General features: G+C 63.6%; 12 protein-coding genes. 6 read left to right on the top strand and 6 right to left on the bottom strand.

The genetic code is table 11. The features are described from left to right. Positions 1 to 64 precede the first annotated feature (64 nt). A complete protein-coding gene (gene pip / locus H7A19_09235; protein MCP5475005.1) occupies positions 65 to 1,015 on the top strand; it encodes a prolyl aminopeptidase in 951 nt (316 codons plus the stop codon). 177 nt (positions 1,016 to 1,192) lie between these two features. Here the strand turns inward: pip and H7A19_09230 are convergent, their stop codons facing one another. After that, positions 1,193 to 2,050, bottom strand: coding sequence for a hypothetical protein (locus tag H7A19_09230; GenBank protein ID MCP5475004.1), 858 nt, complete (start codon positions 2,048 to 2,050; stop codon positions 1,193 to 1,195). Between the two features lie 3 nt (positions 2,051 to 2,053). Then, positions 2,054 to 3,556, bottom strand: a complete 1,503-nt coding sequence (locus tag H7A19_09225; GenBank protein MCP5475003.1) for an aminotransferase class III-fold pyridoxal phosphate-dependent enzyme — start codon at positions 3,554 to 3,556, stop codon at positions 2,054 to 2,056. 561 nt (positions 3,557 to 4,117) lie between these two features. Here H7A19_09225 and queA point away from each other — a divergent pair. Together queA and tgt are read left to right on the top strand one after the other, a co-directional pair. Further along, the gene (gene queA, locus H7A19_09220) at positions 4,118 to 5,143 is read left to right on the top strand and encodes a tRNA preQ1(34) S-adenosylmethionine ribosyltransferase-isomerase QueA (protein MCP5475002.1); all 1,026 of its coding nucleotides are present in this window, start codon (positions 4,118 to 4,120) and stop codon (positions 5,141 to 5,143) included. After that, positions 5,140 to 6,252 carry a tRNA guanosine(34) transglycosylase Tgt gene (gene tgt / locus H7A19_09215; protein MCP5475001.1) on the top strand — a complete coding sequence of 371 codons (1,113 nt, stop codon included), beginning with the start codon at positions 5,140 to 5,142 and terminating at the stop codon, positions 6,250 to 6,252. The genes queA and tgt overlap by 4 nt, the downstream gene beginning before the upstream one ends. A gap of 375 nt (positions 6,253 to 6,627) precedes the next feature. On the opposite strand, the gene H7A19_09210 is transcribed toward tgt, so the two are convergent. The 4 genes from H7A19_09210 to H7A19_09195 form a co-directional block, all read right to left on the bottom strand. Continuing rightward, entirely contained in the window at positions 6,628 to 7,647 is a 1,020-nt protein-coding gene (locus tag H7A19_09210) for a mechanosensitive ion channel family protein (GenBank protein MCP5475000.1), read from the bottom strand. Between the two features lie 548 nt (positions 7,648 to 8,195). After that, positions 8,196 to 8,987, bottom strand: a complete 792-nt coding sequence (locus tag H7A19_09205; GenBank protein MCP5474999.1) for a hypothetical protein — start codon at positions 8,985 to 8,987, stop codon at positions 8,196 to 8,198. Between the two features lie 397 nt (positions 8,988 to 9,384). Next, positions 9,385 to 9,759: a DUF1801 domain-containing protein gene (locus H7A19_09200; GenBank protein MCP5474998.1), complete on the bottom strand. Its 375-nt coding sequence runs from the start codon at positions 9,757 to 9,759 to the stop codon at positions 9,385 to 9,387. 22 nt (positions 9,760 to 9,781) lie between these two features. Beyond that, complete coding sequence (locus H7A19_09195) at positions 9,782 to 11,134, bottom strand: aspartate aminotransferase family protein (GenBank protein ID MCP5474997.1); 1,353 nt, start codon at positions 11,132 to 11,134, stop codon at positions 9,782 to 9,784. 455 nt (positions 11,135 to 11,589) lie between these two features. Here H7A19_09195 and H7A19_09190 point away from each other — a divergent pair, with 455 nt between their 5' ends. From H7A19_09190 to H7A19_09180, 3 genes are read left to right on the top strand one after another with little or no spacing between them, the layout of a single operon-like run. Beyond that, positions 11,590 to 12,939, top strand: coding sequence for a paraquat-inducible protein A (locus H7A19_09190; protein ID MCP5474996.1), 1,350 nt, complete (start codon positions 11,590 to 11,592; stop codon positions 12,937 to 12,939). A 59-nt stretch (positions 12,940 to 12,998) separates the two neighbouring features. Beyond that, a complete protein-coding gene (locus H7A19_09185; GenBank protein ID MCP5474995.1) occupies positions 12,999 to 14,582 on the top strand; it encodes an MCE family protein in 1,584 nt (527 codons plus the stop codon). Next, the gene (locus tag H7A19_09180) at positions 14,572 to 15,183 is read left to right on the top strand and encodes a membrane integrity-associated transporter subunit PqiC (GenBank protein ID MCP5474994.1); all 612 of its coding nucleotides are present in this window, start codon (positions 14,572 to 14,574) and stop codon (positions 15,181 to 15,183) included. Before H7A19_09185 ends, H7A19_09180 begins: the two co-directional genes overlap by 11 nt. Positions 15,184 to 15,217: the final 34 nt, after the last annotated feature.

The following is a 15,217-nucleotide window of genomic DNA, read 5'->3' as shown; positions in this document are numbered from 1 at the left end:
CCTGAACGGCGACCGCTAACCCGAGTCGCCGTTTGCGTTTCTGGAATGCCAAACGGAGAACGCCATGCAACGCCGAGAGCTGTACCCGGAGATCGAGCCCTTTGAAACCGGACGCCTGCCGGTGGGTGACGGTCACGAGCTCTACTTCGAGCAGTGCGGCAACCCCGAAGGCAAACCAGTGGTTTTCTTGCACGGCGGTCCCGGTGCCGGCTGCAATGCCAAGGCGCGGCGCTTCTTCAACCCGGCCAAGTACCGCATCGTGCTCTTCGACCAGCGCGGTTGTGGTCGTTCCACGCCGCACGCCAGCCTGGTCGCCAACACCACCTGGCATCTGGTCGCCGATATCGAGCGCCTGCGCAAACATCTGGGCATCGAGCGCTGGCAGGTCTTCGGGGGCTCCTGGGGCTCCACGCTGGCCCTGGCCTATGCCGAGAGCCATCCGGATCGCGTGACCGAACTGGTACTGCGTGGCATCTTCATGTTGCGCCGCTGGGAGCTGGAGTGGTTTTACCAGCAAGGCGCCGACGCCCTGTTCCCCGACGCGTGGGATGACTATCTCGCAGCCATTCCCGAGGTCGAACGCGGCGATCTGATGAGTGCCTACCATCGACGTCTGACCTCGACCGATTCGGCCGTGCAACTGGCCGCAGCACGGGCATGGTCTGTGTGGGAAGCCCGTACCAGTTTCCTGTTCCAGGATCAGGGCCATGTCGAGGCCTCGGCAGCAGATCTGTTCGCGCTGGCCTTCGCCCGCATCGAATGCCACTACTTCGTCAATGGCGGATTCTTCGATCGCGACGATCAGCTGCTGGCCAACGCCTACCGTCTCAAGGGTATTCCCGCGGTGATCGTGCAGGGCCGCTACGACGTGGTCTGCCCGATGCGCTCGGCCTGGGATCTGCATCAGGCCTGGCCGGAAGCGCAGCTGCGCATCGTGGCCGATGCTGGACACTCGGCCTTTGAGGCCGGCAATGCGCATGAGTTGATTCTGGCCACCGATCGGTTCGCCGGGTAAGTCGCGATTTTGCCTGTGGGAGCGGATTTATCCGCGATCGGTTCGCCGGGTAAGTCGTGATTTTGCCTGTGGGAGCGGATTCATCCGCGATCGGTTCGCCGAACAGCTATCGCGGATAAATCCGCTCCCACCGTTGCGCGTTGCGGCCGGTAAGGCCCCCGCTCAGTTCGTGTCAGCCTATTCCTCGCCAGTATCCAGAATCTCGATCTCCTCGACGCCGACGAGTCGATCCAGTTCGGATACGACCTGTTCGAGTGCCGGCTTGATTGGCGCCGCGTACAAGCGCTCGCGCTCCAGGTTTTCGATCCAGCCGAACAGACTGGTACGCAGCTGCTCGATGCTGCGCACGCGCGACAGCAGGTCGTTGAGGATGCGCTTGAACTCGCTGGGGGTGGGGGACTGGCCGATCTGCCGGAACAACTCGCCCAGGGCCGCAAACAGGGCTCTGGCCTCAGGGCCCAGATCGTAGTCGCGGGGATCGAATTCCAGCCCGGCGCCAGCCGCATCGGCCCAGATCTTGAAGCTGATCTTCTGCAGCGAGTGATACAGCGGCTGTTCCGAGATCAGCACCAGCAGCAGATGGCCGCTGTTGGCGACGACAGCGCCGATGGTACTGGACCATTGCCGGGATTGAGCGAACTGGTACAGCCGCACCTGATCCTGGAAATCGCTGGCCTGGATCTGGTCGAGGATGAGAATGACCCTGGCGCCTTCCGAATAGGCACAGGCCTCCGTCACCACCCGATCAAAGGGGCTGGCGGCGGCTTCGATGGTCTGGGTCTCGCCACTCTCTGCATCGACGATCAGCGCTGGTGCGGCAGCGTGTTCGCGCGAGAAGTCGTGATAGAGCACATGAGGGTAGTCCAGCGCACTGGCCAGCGCATGCGCAAAGGCCGTCTTGCGACGGCCCGAGTCTCCCGTGATGTTGAGACAACGCACGCCTTCAGGCTGCGCCTCGAACAGCAGGCGCAGCGCGAATTCATAGTCGTCGTTCGACTCGAAGCCGTGGCTGGCGAGTCGACGACGCAGGTTCATCGGTCAGGCGGCCTGTGCTGCCGGCTTGCTCATGCGCGGACCTTCGATCAGCGCCTGACGCACGCCTTCGATCAGCAAGTCCACTTCATCGCTGCGCACGCCGAAGTAGGGTGTGAAACGCAGCGAATTGACGCCGCCGTGGATCACCCCGAAGCCGTGCTCGCGCAGGTATTCCTCGGTGCTGTTGCTGCCGTAGCACTTGAACTGCGGCGACAGCTCGCAGGAGAACAGCAATCCGGTGCCCTGGACCGCCGTGATCATGCCCGGCAACTCACGCGCCAGCCCTTCCAGCTTCTGCACGAATTCCTTGCCGCGCTCACGGATATTGGTGCGCAGTTCCGGGGTCAGAGAAGACAGCACTGCGCAGGCCACGTCCATCGCCCGCGGGTTGGTGGTCATGGTGTTGCCGTAGATGTTCTTGCGGTACAGCTTGGCGGCGCGCTCGGTCACGGCCAGCACCGACAGCGGATATTGACCGGCGTTCAAGGCCTTGGAATAGGTTTCCATGTCGGGCGCTTCCAGACCCTCAAAGCCCGGGTAGTCGACCACCGACAGTACGCCGTGGGCGCGCAGGCCGGCCTGGATGGAATCGACCAGCAGCAGCGAGCCGTGGGTCTTGGTCAGTTCGCGCGCGGCGGCGTAGAACTCTGGCGTCAGGCCGCGGCCGGGATTGCCTTCGCCCATGACCGGCTCCAGGAACACCGCTTCGATGTGCCAGCCTTCGGTCTCGGCCTTGGCAAAGGCCTCGCGCAGCTGTTCGACGCTGTAGGGGTCGATGGTGATGGTGTGCTGGTGATGGGCAAAGCTGGCCAGATGCTCGGCATAGGCCTTGCGCGAGGAATCCGAATACAGCGCTGGCAACTCGGTGCGGCCGTGGAAGGCGCCCTTGACGGCGATGCGGCGCACCTTGCGACCGGCATGCGGAGCGCCTGGGTCGGTCATGTCCTTGGTGTGCACATCAGCCAGCCGGCCGGCCAGGGTCACCGATTCCGAACCCGAGTTGAGGCACAGGAAGCGCGAATAGGGGCAGCCGCCGCGGGTGTGCCCGATCTCGGCACGCAGTGCTCGATCCAGGCGCAGATGACTGAGTGACGGGGTCATGATGTTGGCCATCACCTGCGGGCGGGCCATGGCATCGATGATGGCTTGCGGAGCATGACCGGCGCCGAGCATGCCGTAGCCGCCGCTGTCCTGGACCACGGCTCCCTTGAGGGTCACCACCCACGGGCCGCGGGCTGCCACGGCCACGTAGGGATTGACGGCGTCGTCGTTGTAGAAATTGACGTAACCGGCCTGGATCGAATGCAGCTGATCGTTCTCGTCCAGATCGATCAATTCCGGAAACTCGGCCTTGGCGGCTTCAAACTGGGCATGGCCCTCGTCGATGGCCTGTCCCAGCAGGGGATCGGTCTTCAGGAAGCGCTCGATTACGCTGTCGGCGAGGCCTACCGTTCGTCGGGTACCGCCCGCCTGACGCATGGCATTCAGTTTCTGTAGTGCGTTCATGACACCTCCTCCCACGCAGATTGGTCCGGCCAATTGCGCTAAGTGCTTGAAAAGTTTAGTCCGAGAATGCTATCACGAGCGGCTTTTTCCGGTAACCCCCGGCCTTGGGGCTGGTTCAGCGCAGGCTATGGCCTGATCGGTCACGCAAGTGAGGCAGGCAGCTCCTTCCCAGGGGTTATGAAAACCTCTGCCGCCGACGGGTAGGCCGAGGGTGCCGCGCAGCGGCTCCCCGGCGCTTGCCGGTGCTATGAGCCATGCCGCGGCCGCCGGCGCGAACAACGCTTGCGCACATCCCGATTCGCCGCGCGCCGGAGCCGCGCTACCTCACCGCCGGCGTCATTGCGAGCGTAGCGAAGCAATCCAGAGGCATCGCTTCAGAAGCTCTGGATTGCTTCGTCGCTGCGCTCCTCGCAATGACGCCGGGCGAAACGAAGTAACTGCCTTGATCAAGCCTGGCTGGGTGTGCAACCTTCCCCGTTTCACCTTTCACCTTTCACCTTTCACCTTTCACCTTTCACCACCGACCACCGACCACCGACAACCGACAACCGACAATCCCCCGTGCGCAAACAAGACTTCGACTACCACCTGCCGCCCGAGCTTATCGCCCAGGCGCCATTGCCCGAGCGCTCGGCCAGCCGTCTGCTGGTGCTGGATCGGGTGACACAAACCTTGCACGACAGCACGATGCGCCAGCTGCCGCAGTGGCTGCGCGCCGGCGATCTGCTGGTGTTCAACGATACCCGGGTGTGGCCGGCGCGCCTGCTGGGGAACAAGGACAGCGGGGGTGCGGTGGAACTGCTGCTGGAGAGATTGGCAGATGCCGATCGCGGCTGGTTTCATCTGGGGGTCAGCAAGAATCCCAAGCCCGGTGGACGCATCGTCGTGGCCGAGGACTGTGTCTTCGAGGTGCTCGACCGCCAGGGGCCGCTGTTCCTGTTGCGCACGCTGGATGGCTCGGATATTCCGGCGCATCTGGCCCGCCATGGTCATGTGCCGCTGCCACCCTATATCGAGCGCAGCGACACCCCGGGTGACCATCAGCGCTATCAGACGGTCTTTGCCCGCGATCCCGGGTCGGCGGCGGCGCCGACGGCCGGGTTGCACTTCGACGATGTGCTGTTGGCCGAATTGCAGAATCAGGGCGTGGGCATCGATTTCGTCACCCTGCATGTGGGTGCCGGCACCTTCCAGAATCTGCGCGAGGATGAGTTGGACAAGGTGGTGCTGCACCGGGAATGGTGCCGGGTGAGCGCTGAGTTGGTCGAACGCATCGCCGCCACCAAGGCTGCGGGCGGTCGGGTGATTGCAGTCGGTACCACGGCTACCCGAACGCTGGAAAGCGCGGCCGCCGGCGGACAGTTGCAGGCGTTCGAGGGCGACACCCAGTTGTTCATCCGGCCTGGATCGGCGTTTCGCGTCATCGATGGCCTGATCACCAATTTCCATCTGCCACAATCCAGCCTGTTGATGCTGGTGTGTGCACTCGCCGGCGTCGAATTCGTGCTTGATGCCTACCGCCACGCGGTGGCCGAGCGCTACCGCTTCTTCTCCTACGGCGATGCCTGCCTGGTGCTTCCCGGATGACACTGGAAAGATTTGAACTCATCGCCGAAGACGGCCGCGCCCGCCGCGGACGCCTGCATTTCCGCCGCGGTGTGGTGGAAACGCCAGCTTTCATGCCGGTTGGCACCTACGGCACGGTCAAGGCCATGCGTCCGGAGGATCTGAGTGCACTGGGCGCGCAGATGATTCTCGGCAACACCTTCCATCTGTGGCTGCGGCCGGGCACGCAAGTCATCGAAGCCCACGAAGGCCTGCATCGTTTCATGGGCTGGCAGGGACCGATCCTGACTGATTCGGGCGGCTTCCAGGTCTTCAGTCTGGCGAAGATGCGCAAGCTCACCGAGGAGGGCGTGCATTTCCGTTCGCCGGTGGACGGTGCCAAGGTCTTTCTGAGCCCGGAGGAATCGATGCGCATCCAGCGTGTCCTGGATTCCGATGTGGTCATGCAGTTCGACGAGTGCACACCGTACCCGGCCACCGAGCCACAGGCGGCCGAATCGATGGAACTCAGCCTGCGCTGGGCGGCGCGCTGCAAGCGCGCGCATGAGGGCAATCGCAACGCGCTGTTTGGCATCGTCCAGGGCGGCATCTACCCAGCGCTGCGCGAGCGCTCGGCGCGTGGGCTCATCGATATGGGCTTTGACGGCTACGCCGTGGGCGGTTTGGCCGTCGGCGAGCCGCAGCACGAACGCGAGCAGACGCTGGATCACACCGTGCCGATGCTGCCGCGCGAGCGGCCACGCTATCTAATGGGTGTGGGCAGGCCCGAGGACATCGTCGAAGCGGTGCGCCGCGGCATCGACATGTTCGATTGCGTGATGCCGACGCGCAATGCCCGCAATGCCCATCTGTTCACGCGCTTCGGCGTGGTCCGGCTGCGCAATGCCAGACATCGCGACGACACCGGGCCGATCGATCCCGAATGCGGCTGCTACACCTGCCGGAACTACAGCCGTGCCTATCTGCACCACCTGGACCGCTGCCACGAAATGCTCGGCGCCCACCTGATGACGGTGCACAACCTCCATTACTACCAGGAGCTGATGCAGGGCCTGCGCGCGGCCATCGCGGCAGGCGGGCTGGAAGACTTCGTCGCCGCGTTCTATGCGCGCATCGCTGCGGGGAACTGAGGGCGCGGCTGCGCCCGCAAGCGCTCGGGCTTCGGTAGGAGCGACCTCGCGTCGCGACCGTCGCCATACTGAGGGTGCGGCTGCGCCCGCGAGCGCTCGGGCATCGGTAGGAGCGACCTCGCGTCGCGACCGTCGCCATCCGGATGCGACACCGGCAGACCTACTCGGCTACGTGCGGGCAGGAGCGTCAACGCGGAGAACGCAGAGAAGCGCGGAGAACGCAGAGAAAAGCTGAAGTCCGTTCTGCTTCTCTCCGCGTTCTCTGCGCCTCTCTGCGTCCTCTGCGTTCCGCTTCTGACAGCAGCCCGACGCGGTATCCAATCTTGGCCACGGCAGCGGGGCTCGACGGTCGCGACGCAAGGTTGCCCGCAGCGGCTATTCGCGCGGCGCGTCGGCATCGAGCAGATTCGCGGAGCCCGACTGCTGCTGGTCGCGATCGATCTGTTCGTCCAGTTCGGAGCGCGCCCGCGTGTCCGGTGCGGCAAGCTCGGCCGGCAGCGTCTTCGGCTTTGGAATGGCTGCGGCCGGCGCTTTCGCGGCAGCTTCGATGGCGGCGCGACCGTCATGCAACTGTACCCGGTAGGTGGGTTCGGGCATGTCCATGCCGGCATCGTCGAGCGCGACCTTGGCCAGGCGTATGGCTTCGCTGCGGACCATCCAGAAATTGTGCTCGCGTTGATCCACCCAGCCGCGAAAACGCAGGGTCACGCTGGAATCTGCCAGCGAGACGATCAGCGCCTGCGGCGGCGGTGACGACAGCACGCCCGGCAAGCCTCTCAGTTGCTCCAGCCCGATCTGCTGGGCCTGGATCAGGTCTTCCTGTACGCCGATGCCAACATCGAACTCAAAGCGCCGGTTGGGGTTGCGGGTGTAGTTGAGAATCACGCTGCGAAAAACCTTGGCATTGGGCAGGCGCAGATGATTGCCATCCGGCGTCATCAGGATCGTGGCGCGCGAGGTTAGTGCGATCACGGTGCCAGTCTCGCCATCGATGACTACTTCATCGCGCGGCGCAAAGGGTTGCCTGAAGCTCATCAGCACACCCGCCAGATAGTTCTCCAGGGTGTCCTTGAAGGCAAAGCCGATGGCTACACCGACAATGCCCGCAGTTCCCAGCATGGCCCCGACTATCGCCGTCGCGTCCATGATTTCCAGAGCCAGCAGCACGGCCATCGCCGTGACCAGCCACCGGGTGGTGGTGCGGGCGACATCGATCAGCAGCGGATTGCGATCGACGACGCGGGCAATGACGGGACGCCCCGACAGCCAGCCACCGAGCTTCCAGCCGAACCAAACGATGAGCAGTGCGAGCAAGAGCATCGGCAGCGCAGCCGCGAGGTCGTAGAGGGTGTCCAACAAGCGGGCAGCAACAATGGAAAAGTCGAATTGCGGCATGTTCTGGCTTCCGTGGCGGTCGGGTCAGAAGGCTGGCTTCTGCTCGATGAGCTATGGCCAAGCGTAGCAGGCTCCGGTGCCACCCGGGCTGGGACTCGTCGTGTCGGCCCGTAGCTGCCTGGTGGCCATGAGCCACCGACTGCAGGAGCGCCCTTGCGGCGCGACCGGCGACGCGATAATCCTGCCCTGAGGCAGGCTGGCGCCAGAAGCCGGACGCAGAGTACGCGAAGGAAAAGCAGAGAGAACGCGAAGAAAAGCGCTCAGATCCCCGCGCCGCCCAGGCAGCTCAGCGATCGGGGCACGACCGTTGGTGGGCTGACACCGCCTGCAAGCAACAAACCGGCGCCATTGCGAGCCACCTTTATCGGCCCGACGCTGCGCACGGGCCATGAACCCCCCCCGGCGTCATTGCGAGCGTAGCGAAGCAATCCAGACGCCCGCTCGCAATCTGCTGGATTGCTTCGTCACTGCGTTCCTCGCAACGACGCATCAACGACTTGGGGCATGGGTTCATGGAAAGCCGCCGCGCGAATCGCAAGTCTGGATGTTCAGGGCAAGGACACGGGCACGGCCGGCGGCCGGGTCAGTCGCTGCAGCGTTCGCGTGCCGCTGCCATATTCGGGCAGGCTGCTGGTCCATCGCAGGGACAGGCTGCCATCAGACTTGAAGTCCAGCAGCATTTCGCCCCAGTCAGAGAGGACCACCTGGTTGGGATCGAAGCTCGGGCCAAAGCCGCCGCCGGTGGGCCTGTAGACGTCGACCACGCGCAGCACGTCGGCTTCAAAGTCTCCGGTTCCCACCAGCCAGGTCTGCTCCTGCGGCGCGTCGGCTCGGTAGCCGAACCAGTACACGCTGGCGCGACCATCGGAGAGAATCTGCACCAGCAGGCCCTCGCCGACGCGACTCGGATTGAACCAGGTGCCGGAGAAGAGTTGATCGCGGGCGGCGATCGCGGCGGAGGCCACGACTGGCTGACGACCCAGGCCCAGCGCTGCGAGGTCGGCACCGGCTTCACTCAAACGTCGGGTACGGTCGCAGGAGGTGGTGAAGCCATCGGTGGCGTAAACCAGATAGGTTTCGCCTTCGACAAAGCCGTTGCCGCAGCTGGCGGAACTGTTGCCGCTGGCCACGGCGATCAACGGGGCGCCTTCTCCCTTCCAGATTTCCGTGGTGGTGAAGCGATAAGTGTTGGCGAAGGCGCTCGAACCCTCCGGCGGCCGCGACACCGCGACGACCGTGCCGACAAACACCTGAGTCGCATCCGCCAGCGCCTGGCCAGGGGTGACCGCCGGCGCACACGAGCAGGCCATCGCCGACGGCGCCACGAATAATCCGGTCATGATGAGTGCGAGTGTGGCGAGAAAAGCAGATCGGTTCGCAGGCACTGTGGAATCCTCGAATGGCCAAGGGTGAGCCGCCATCGAACATAGCCGGCATGAGTTCAGATCAGTACTTAGAGTTTCTTAATCCGGGCACCATGCTTCCCAGCGGCTGGCGAGTCGTAGACTGCGCGGATCATCGAGATCCTGGCAGACCCGCGGCTGGGGCATCATTCTGCTGAGCGGACTGGTGGAGATCAGCAGTATCGCCGCGCTGCAGTGACAGACCGGCAAGGCGCGGTCAGCTGCAACGATATCGTCACCGGCGTGTCTCTGAGTGCCATCGATGTCCGGGTGATCAGCCGGACGTTCGAGACCAGCGCTGTCCTGGCGAGGGCCCGGCGAACATGGCAGGGCGCTACCAGAAGCCGTCGCCCTGGCGCTCGCTGACTACCCGCACCCGATACGCCGCCATCTTGCGGATCAGGTCCTCCGGCAGCGGCTGGTCATAGGGGATCTTGAGGAAGTTGCTGGTCGTCAGATGTGTTTTCAGGTCTTCGCGAAAGTGCTCCAGCGTGGCGGCCATCGGCGCGAAGCTGAGGTGCGCCTTGTGCGCGGAAAAGGCGAACAGGAAGCGCGGTTCGACGAAGAAGGGATTGCCCCATTTGAGGGTCTCGGTGGCGTCCGGCGCCGCCGCCTTCAGAAGGGCGTACAACTGGCGCAGCAGAGCGCGCCCCTCGGGCGGGGCGGCTTCGATGTATTCGCCAATGCTGCCGGGGCGCTTGCTGGGCATCTTTCGGCGCCTTTGCGATACCTCAGGCGCGCTCGGCCTCGCTCAGCGTGACGTCGAGCACGCCGAGCAGGAAGTCGACGTCGGCGGCCGTGATGCACATCGGTGGCTTGATCCTCAGCACATTGCCGAAGTAGCCGCCCTTGCCGAGCAGCAGTCCCAGTTCACGGGCGCGTTCGACCACGGCGACGGTCTCGGTCGACGCCGGTTCGCGGCTGTGGCGATCGCGCACCAGTTCCACGCCGACCATCAGGCCGCGACCACGGACATCGCCGATCAACCGATGGCTCTTCTGCAACTGGCGCAAGCCGTCCAGCAGACGCGTGCCGATGGCCTTGGCATGGGCCTGGACCTGGTCTTCGAGCAGCACCTCCAGCGTGGCCATGCCCTGGGCGCAGGACACCGGATTGCCGCCAAAGGTGTTGAAGTGCACGCGCGTGCTCAGCACCTGGGCGATTTCGCTGCGGGTCACACAGGCGGCCAACGGGCAGCCGTTGCCGATGCCCTTGGCCATGGTGACGATATCCGGGACCACGCCATGGTTCTCGAAGCCCCAGAAGGCATCGCCGGTGCGGCCGAAGCCGGTCTGGACTTCGTCGGAGATGCACAATCCGCCGGCGGCGCGCACGTATTCATAGACCTGTGGCAGATAGCCCGGCGGCATCTCGACCACGCCACCGACGCCCTGGGCAGGCTCGGCGATGAAGGCGGCGATCTTGCCCGAGGTGCCGTGCTGAATCAGGTTGAGGACCTCGCGTGCATATTTGCTGCCGGCCTCGGGATCGTCGTAGCCGTAGGGGCCGCGATAGCGATCGGGCAACACCGCATGTTGCACGCCGATATTGTGCGGCGTGTTGAATTTCCAGTGGCTGTTGCCGGTCAGCGCCATGGTGCTCTGCGAGCCACCGTGATAGCCGTTGCGCAGCGCGATGACATCGAAATTGCCGGTGTAGGCGCGCGACATCAGCATCGCCATGTCATTGGCTTCGCTGCCGGAATTGACGAAGTAGACGACGTCCAGGCCACTACTCTTGGGAAAGGTGTCGGCGAGCTTCTTGCCGAACTGGGCAATGTTCGGGTGCAGATAGATCGTGGTGGTGTGCTGCAACAGCTCGTTCTGCTCGCGCACCGCCGCGATCACGCGCGGATGGCAATGGCCAACGCTGACCGAGACGATGCCGGCGAACGCGTCCAGGTAGCGCTTGCCCTTCTCGTCGAACAAATACTGCATCGAACCCTGCACGATCATCAGCGGATCGCGGTACATGGTGATCAGGGCCGGCGTCAGATACTCGCGGCGCAGCGCCAGCACCTCGTCCTTGCTGGGACCGGTGTAGGGCGCCGGCGTGACCGGGTAGGGGGGCAAGGTCGGTACCATCGGCGCGTCAGGCATGGGGCTTCTCGTCGGTTGCGAAATCGGCAAGCGTCGGGTGCCTGCCATGGGTGCGGATTGTAGCGCCAGCGCTGACGGTCGGCCTACTGCAATGACGCCATGGCGGCCCATATCGAGCGCACCAGTCGTGGATAGCCAACGGGCGCAGTACGGGCAACAAAAGCTCTTGTAGCCCGTTGTGCCGCGCAGCGGCTCAGCGGGGCTCTTTGGCGTCACTGCCCGGACAGCGCTGCGCGCAGTTCGGGCTACAGTAGCCCGTTGTGCCGCGCAGCGGCTCAGCGGGGCTCTTGGCGTCACCGTCCTGCCTCCTGAGCATTGCCTTGCATCGACGCTTGCTGCAGTCTGAGTGCTGGCTGCATTTCTATCAGGCTGATGAATCGAATCTGCCGAGGGCGCAGCAAGTCTCAGGAGCTGCAGACCCTTTTCCAATGCCGGTCTCAATGACGAGCCAATTGGCGACACACGCGCCATCGCCGATCATCGCCGAACAGTGCGATTGCATGGTCTGTCGCGATTGTGGGGCGCTGCAAACCCTGGTGCCGGTGGCGCCGGGTCAGGAACTGGTGTGCGGCCGCTGTGGCAACCTGCTGAAGCGACCGACTTCGGACTGGCTGGACAAGGCCACGGCATTGGCCGTAGCTGCCGGCATTCTCTTCATCAGTGCCAATGTCTACACCTTCATGACCCTGAAGCTGGCGGGCATCGAGCAGGACATCAGCATCCTCTCCGGTGTCCTGGCGCTGGCGGCCAATGATCGCTGGATCCTGTCAGCCTTGGTGTTGCTCACGATCTTTCTGCTGCCGGCCTTCGAGGCTTTTGCGCTGCTGTACCTGCTGATTCCGCATCGATTGCAGCGGCGCCTGCCGGGTCAGATCACGATCTTCCGCTGGCTGGTGGAACTGCAGCCGTGGATCATGCTGGATGTCTTTCTGCTCGGCGTGCTGGTCACCACGGTCAAGCTCGGCGACAACGCCACGGTGGAGGTCGGGCCCGGCATGCTGCTGTTCTTTGCGCTGGTCTTCGTGTTGCAGTTGGCCTATCGAGTCATGAACAAGGACAGCCTGTGGACCTGGCTGTCGCCGAACAATCGCTTCATCAGCGATCGCAGCGAGATGCTCTACGACTGCCATGCCTGCAAGGCGATCGTCGGTCTGAGCATTGTCGAAACTCAGGGCCATTGCCCGCGTTGCAACGCCGAAGTGCACACCCGCACGCCGCACAGCCTGCAGCGCACCACCGCGCTGACCCTGGCGGCAGCCATCTTGTACATCCCCGCCAATCTGTTCGACATCATGAAGTACGACGAACTGGGCGTGAACTACGACAGCACGATCTTTGCCGGCGTGATCGATCTGGCGCATCACGGCTTGTGGATTCTGGCTCTGGTGGTATTCGTCGCCAGCGTCGTGGTGCCGGTTGCCAAATTGCTGATGTTGTCCTTTCTGGTCTGGTCCGTACACACGAGGATGAATCGCGCGCCACGTCAGCGGATCAAGCTGTATCGATTGACCGAACTGGTGGGGCGCTGGTCGATGGTCGATGTCTATGTGGTCACGCTGCTCACTGCCGCCGTGCAATTCGGCATCATCGGCGCCGTTGCGCCTGGTCCGGCCTTGCTGCCTTTTGCTGCAGTGGTGGTGTTGACGATGCTGGCGGCAGAGACCTTTGACCCGCGTCTGATCTGGGATCCGGTGGATCAGGCGAACGGCGCCGGCGAGGAATCGTCGGGAGCAGCCGCCAGCAATCCCGCAGTGACGCAGCAACAGCCCATTGGGAGTGGCACGCATTGAATGCACATGAGCCCACCTTGAAACCGGCACAGCGTATTTCGCCGATCTGGATCGTGCCCATTGCCGCGCTGCTGATCGGTGCCTGGCTGGCTGTGAACGCGTGGCGCCAGCAAGGTCAGGAGGTGGAAATCATCTTCGATCGCGCCAGCGGCATCGAGGTCGGCAAGACCCAGATTCGGCTGAAGGATGTGCCGGTCGGCAAGATCACCAGCGTCAGTCTCAGCAATGATCTGAGCAAGGTGCGAGTCATTGCCGTGCTCGATCGCCAGGTCAGCCAGCACTTGAGCGAGAACAGCCGCTTCTGGCTGGTCAGTCCACGCATCAGCACCACCGGCGTGTCCAATCTGGGCACGCTGGTATCCGGTGTCTACATCGTCATGGAGCCGGGCAAGCCGGGCGACTTCAAGACCGTGTTTGAAGGCCTGTCCGAGCCGCCGACAGTGGCCTCCGACGACCAGGGCACGCAGTTCGTGCTGCAGGCCGAGACGCTGGGCTCGCTCGATATTGGTTCGCCGGTGTATTTCCGCGAGCTCAAGGTGGGCGAGGTCACCAGCTACAAGTTGGGCGACAAGGGTTCCTCGATCGAGCTGCGGATTTTCATCGATGCCCCGCACGACAAGCTGGTGGAAACCCAAAGCCGATTCTGGAATGTGAGCGGCATCGACGTCCGCATTGGCGCTGATGGCGTCAAGGCCAAGGTCGCGTCGATCGCGTCGCTGATCAGTGGTGGCATCACCTTCGAGAACAGCTCTGGGCTGGATGCGGCACAACCGGCGCCACCCGATCACAGCTTCTTCCTCTACGCCGATCGCGACTCGGTGCTGGAAGAGCGCTTCACGCTGGAGTACTTCTACCGGCTCAAGTTCAGCAACAGCGTGCGCGGTCTCAGTGTGGGGGCGCCCGTCGAGTTCCGTGGTCTGAAGGTGGGCGAAGTGGTTGATGTGCAGCTGGATTCGGTCGACAACCTGCCAGACAGCCTGCATGTGTTTGTCAGCATGCAGCCGCAACGACTGCAAGCCGATCAGTTGCCGGATCGGGAAAGCTTCGATCTGAAGATGGCCGATCTGGTGGCCAAGGGCATGCGTGCGCAGTTGAAGACGGCGAGCCTGCTGACCGGCGCCAAGTACGTCGATCTCAGTTTCCCGCGGGATGTCACGCCTGCTGAGTTCCTCGTCTCCGAGAAGTTCTCGGATATCCCGACCATGGCCGCCAGCGGCGACGATCTGGATCAACAGGTCGCCGGGATTGCCAGGAAGATCGACAGCATCGCCGAAGGCGTCAATGCCATTCCCTTCGAGAAGATCGGCAAGGAGCTGGCGCAGAGCATGTCCAGCCTGAACAAGGTGCTGGGCACCCTGGCCGATGCCGATACCGCGCAGAAGGTGGACAGCACGCTGGCCAATCTGAGCGAGGCCAGCGCGCAACTGAACGATGCCCTGAAGTCGGTGGAAGCCACCCTGAATTCGATGACGCAGACGCTGCAATCGGTGGACTCGCTGCTGGCCCCGGACTCGAAGACCCAGTACGAGCTGAATCAGACCTTCCGCTCGCTGCAGAACACGGTGCAGTCGTTGACCGATCTGCTGGAAAAGCTCAACCGCAAGCCGGACTCACTGATCTTTGGAAATGACAATGACAAATAGATCCCGTGCCAGTGTGCTGGTAGCGGCATTGCTGATCGGATTGAGCGCTGGCTGTGCCTCGACGGTGCAGGTCAAACGCTATTACACGCTGCAGGCCATGAACCAGCCTGCCGATGCGGCGCCACTCAACCTGGAGGGTGGCCTGGGCGTTGGTCCCGTGGAATTGCCCGAGCTGATGACCGGACTCAACATCGTCAGTGTGGTTGGCGGGCAGCAGGTGCAGAAGAGCCCCGATCATCTGTGGGCGGGCGATCTGCAGCGTGCGATCAGTCGGGTCATCGCCGACAACCTCAGCCGACGCCTGGTGCTGGATGACGTCTCACCCTTTCCCTGGGATACCCGGCATCGACCGCAGCGACAGATCAGCGTGCTGATCGAATCGCTGCAAGGTGGACTCGGCGCGCAGGTGACGCTGGCGGTGAAGTGGCGCTTGCTGGACCAGCAGGGACAGCATCTGGTGGATGTGGGCCGAGCGCAGTTCACCGCCGACACCGCCGATGCCAGCCATGCCAGCTATGTGGCCGCCATCAACGGCGTCATCAGCCAGTTCTCGCTGCGGCTGGAAGCGGAAGTGCGGCAACATTGGAAGGCGCCGGACTGAGCCCAAACCGGGAATCGTGGATGCGCCATTCGAG

Source organism: Rhodanobacteraceae bacterium (genome assembly GCA_024234055.1).
Lineage (GTDB): Bacteria > Pseudomonadota > Gammaproteobacteria > Xanthomonadales > SZUA-5 > JADKFD01.
This window is presented reverse-complemented; position numbering and strand designations above follow the sequence as displayed.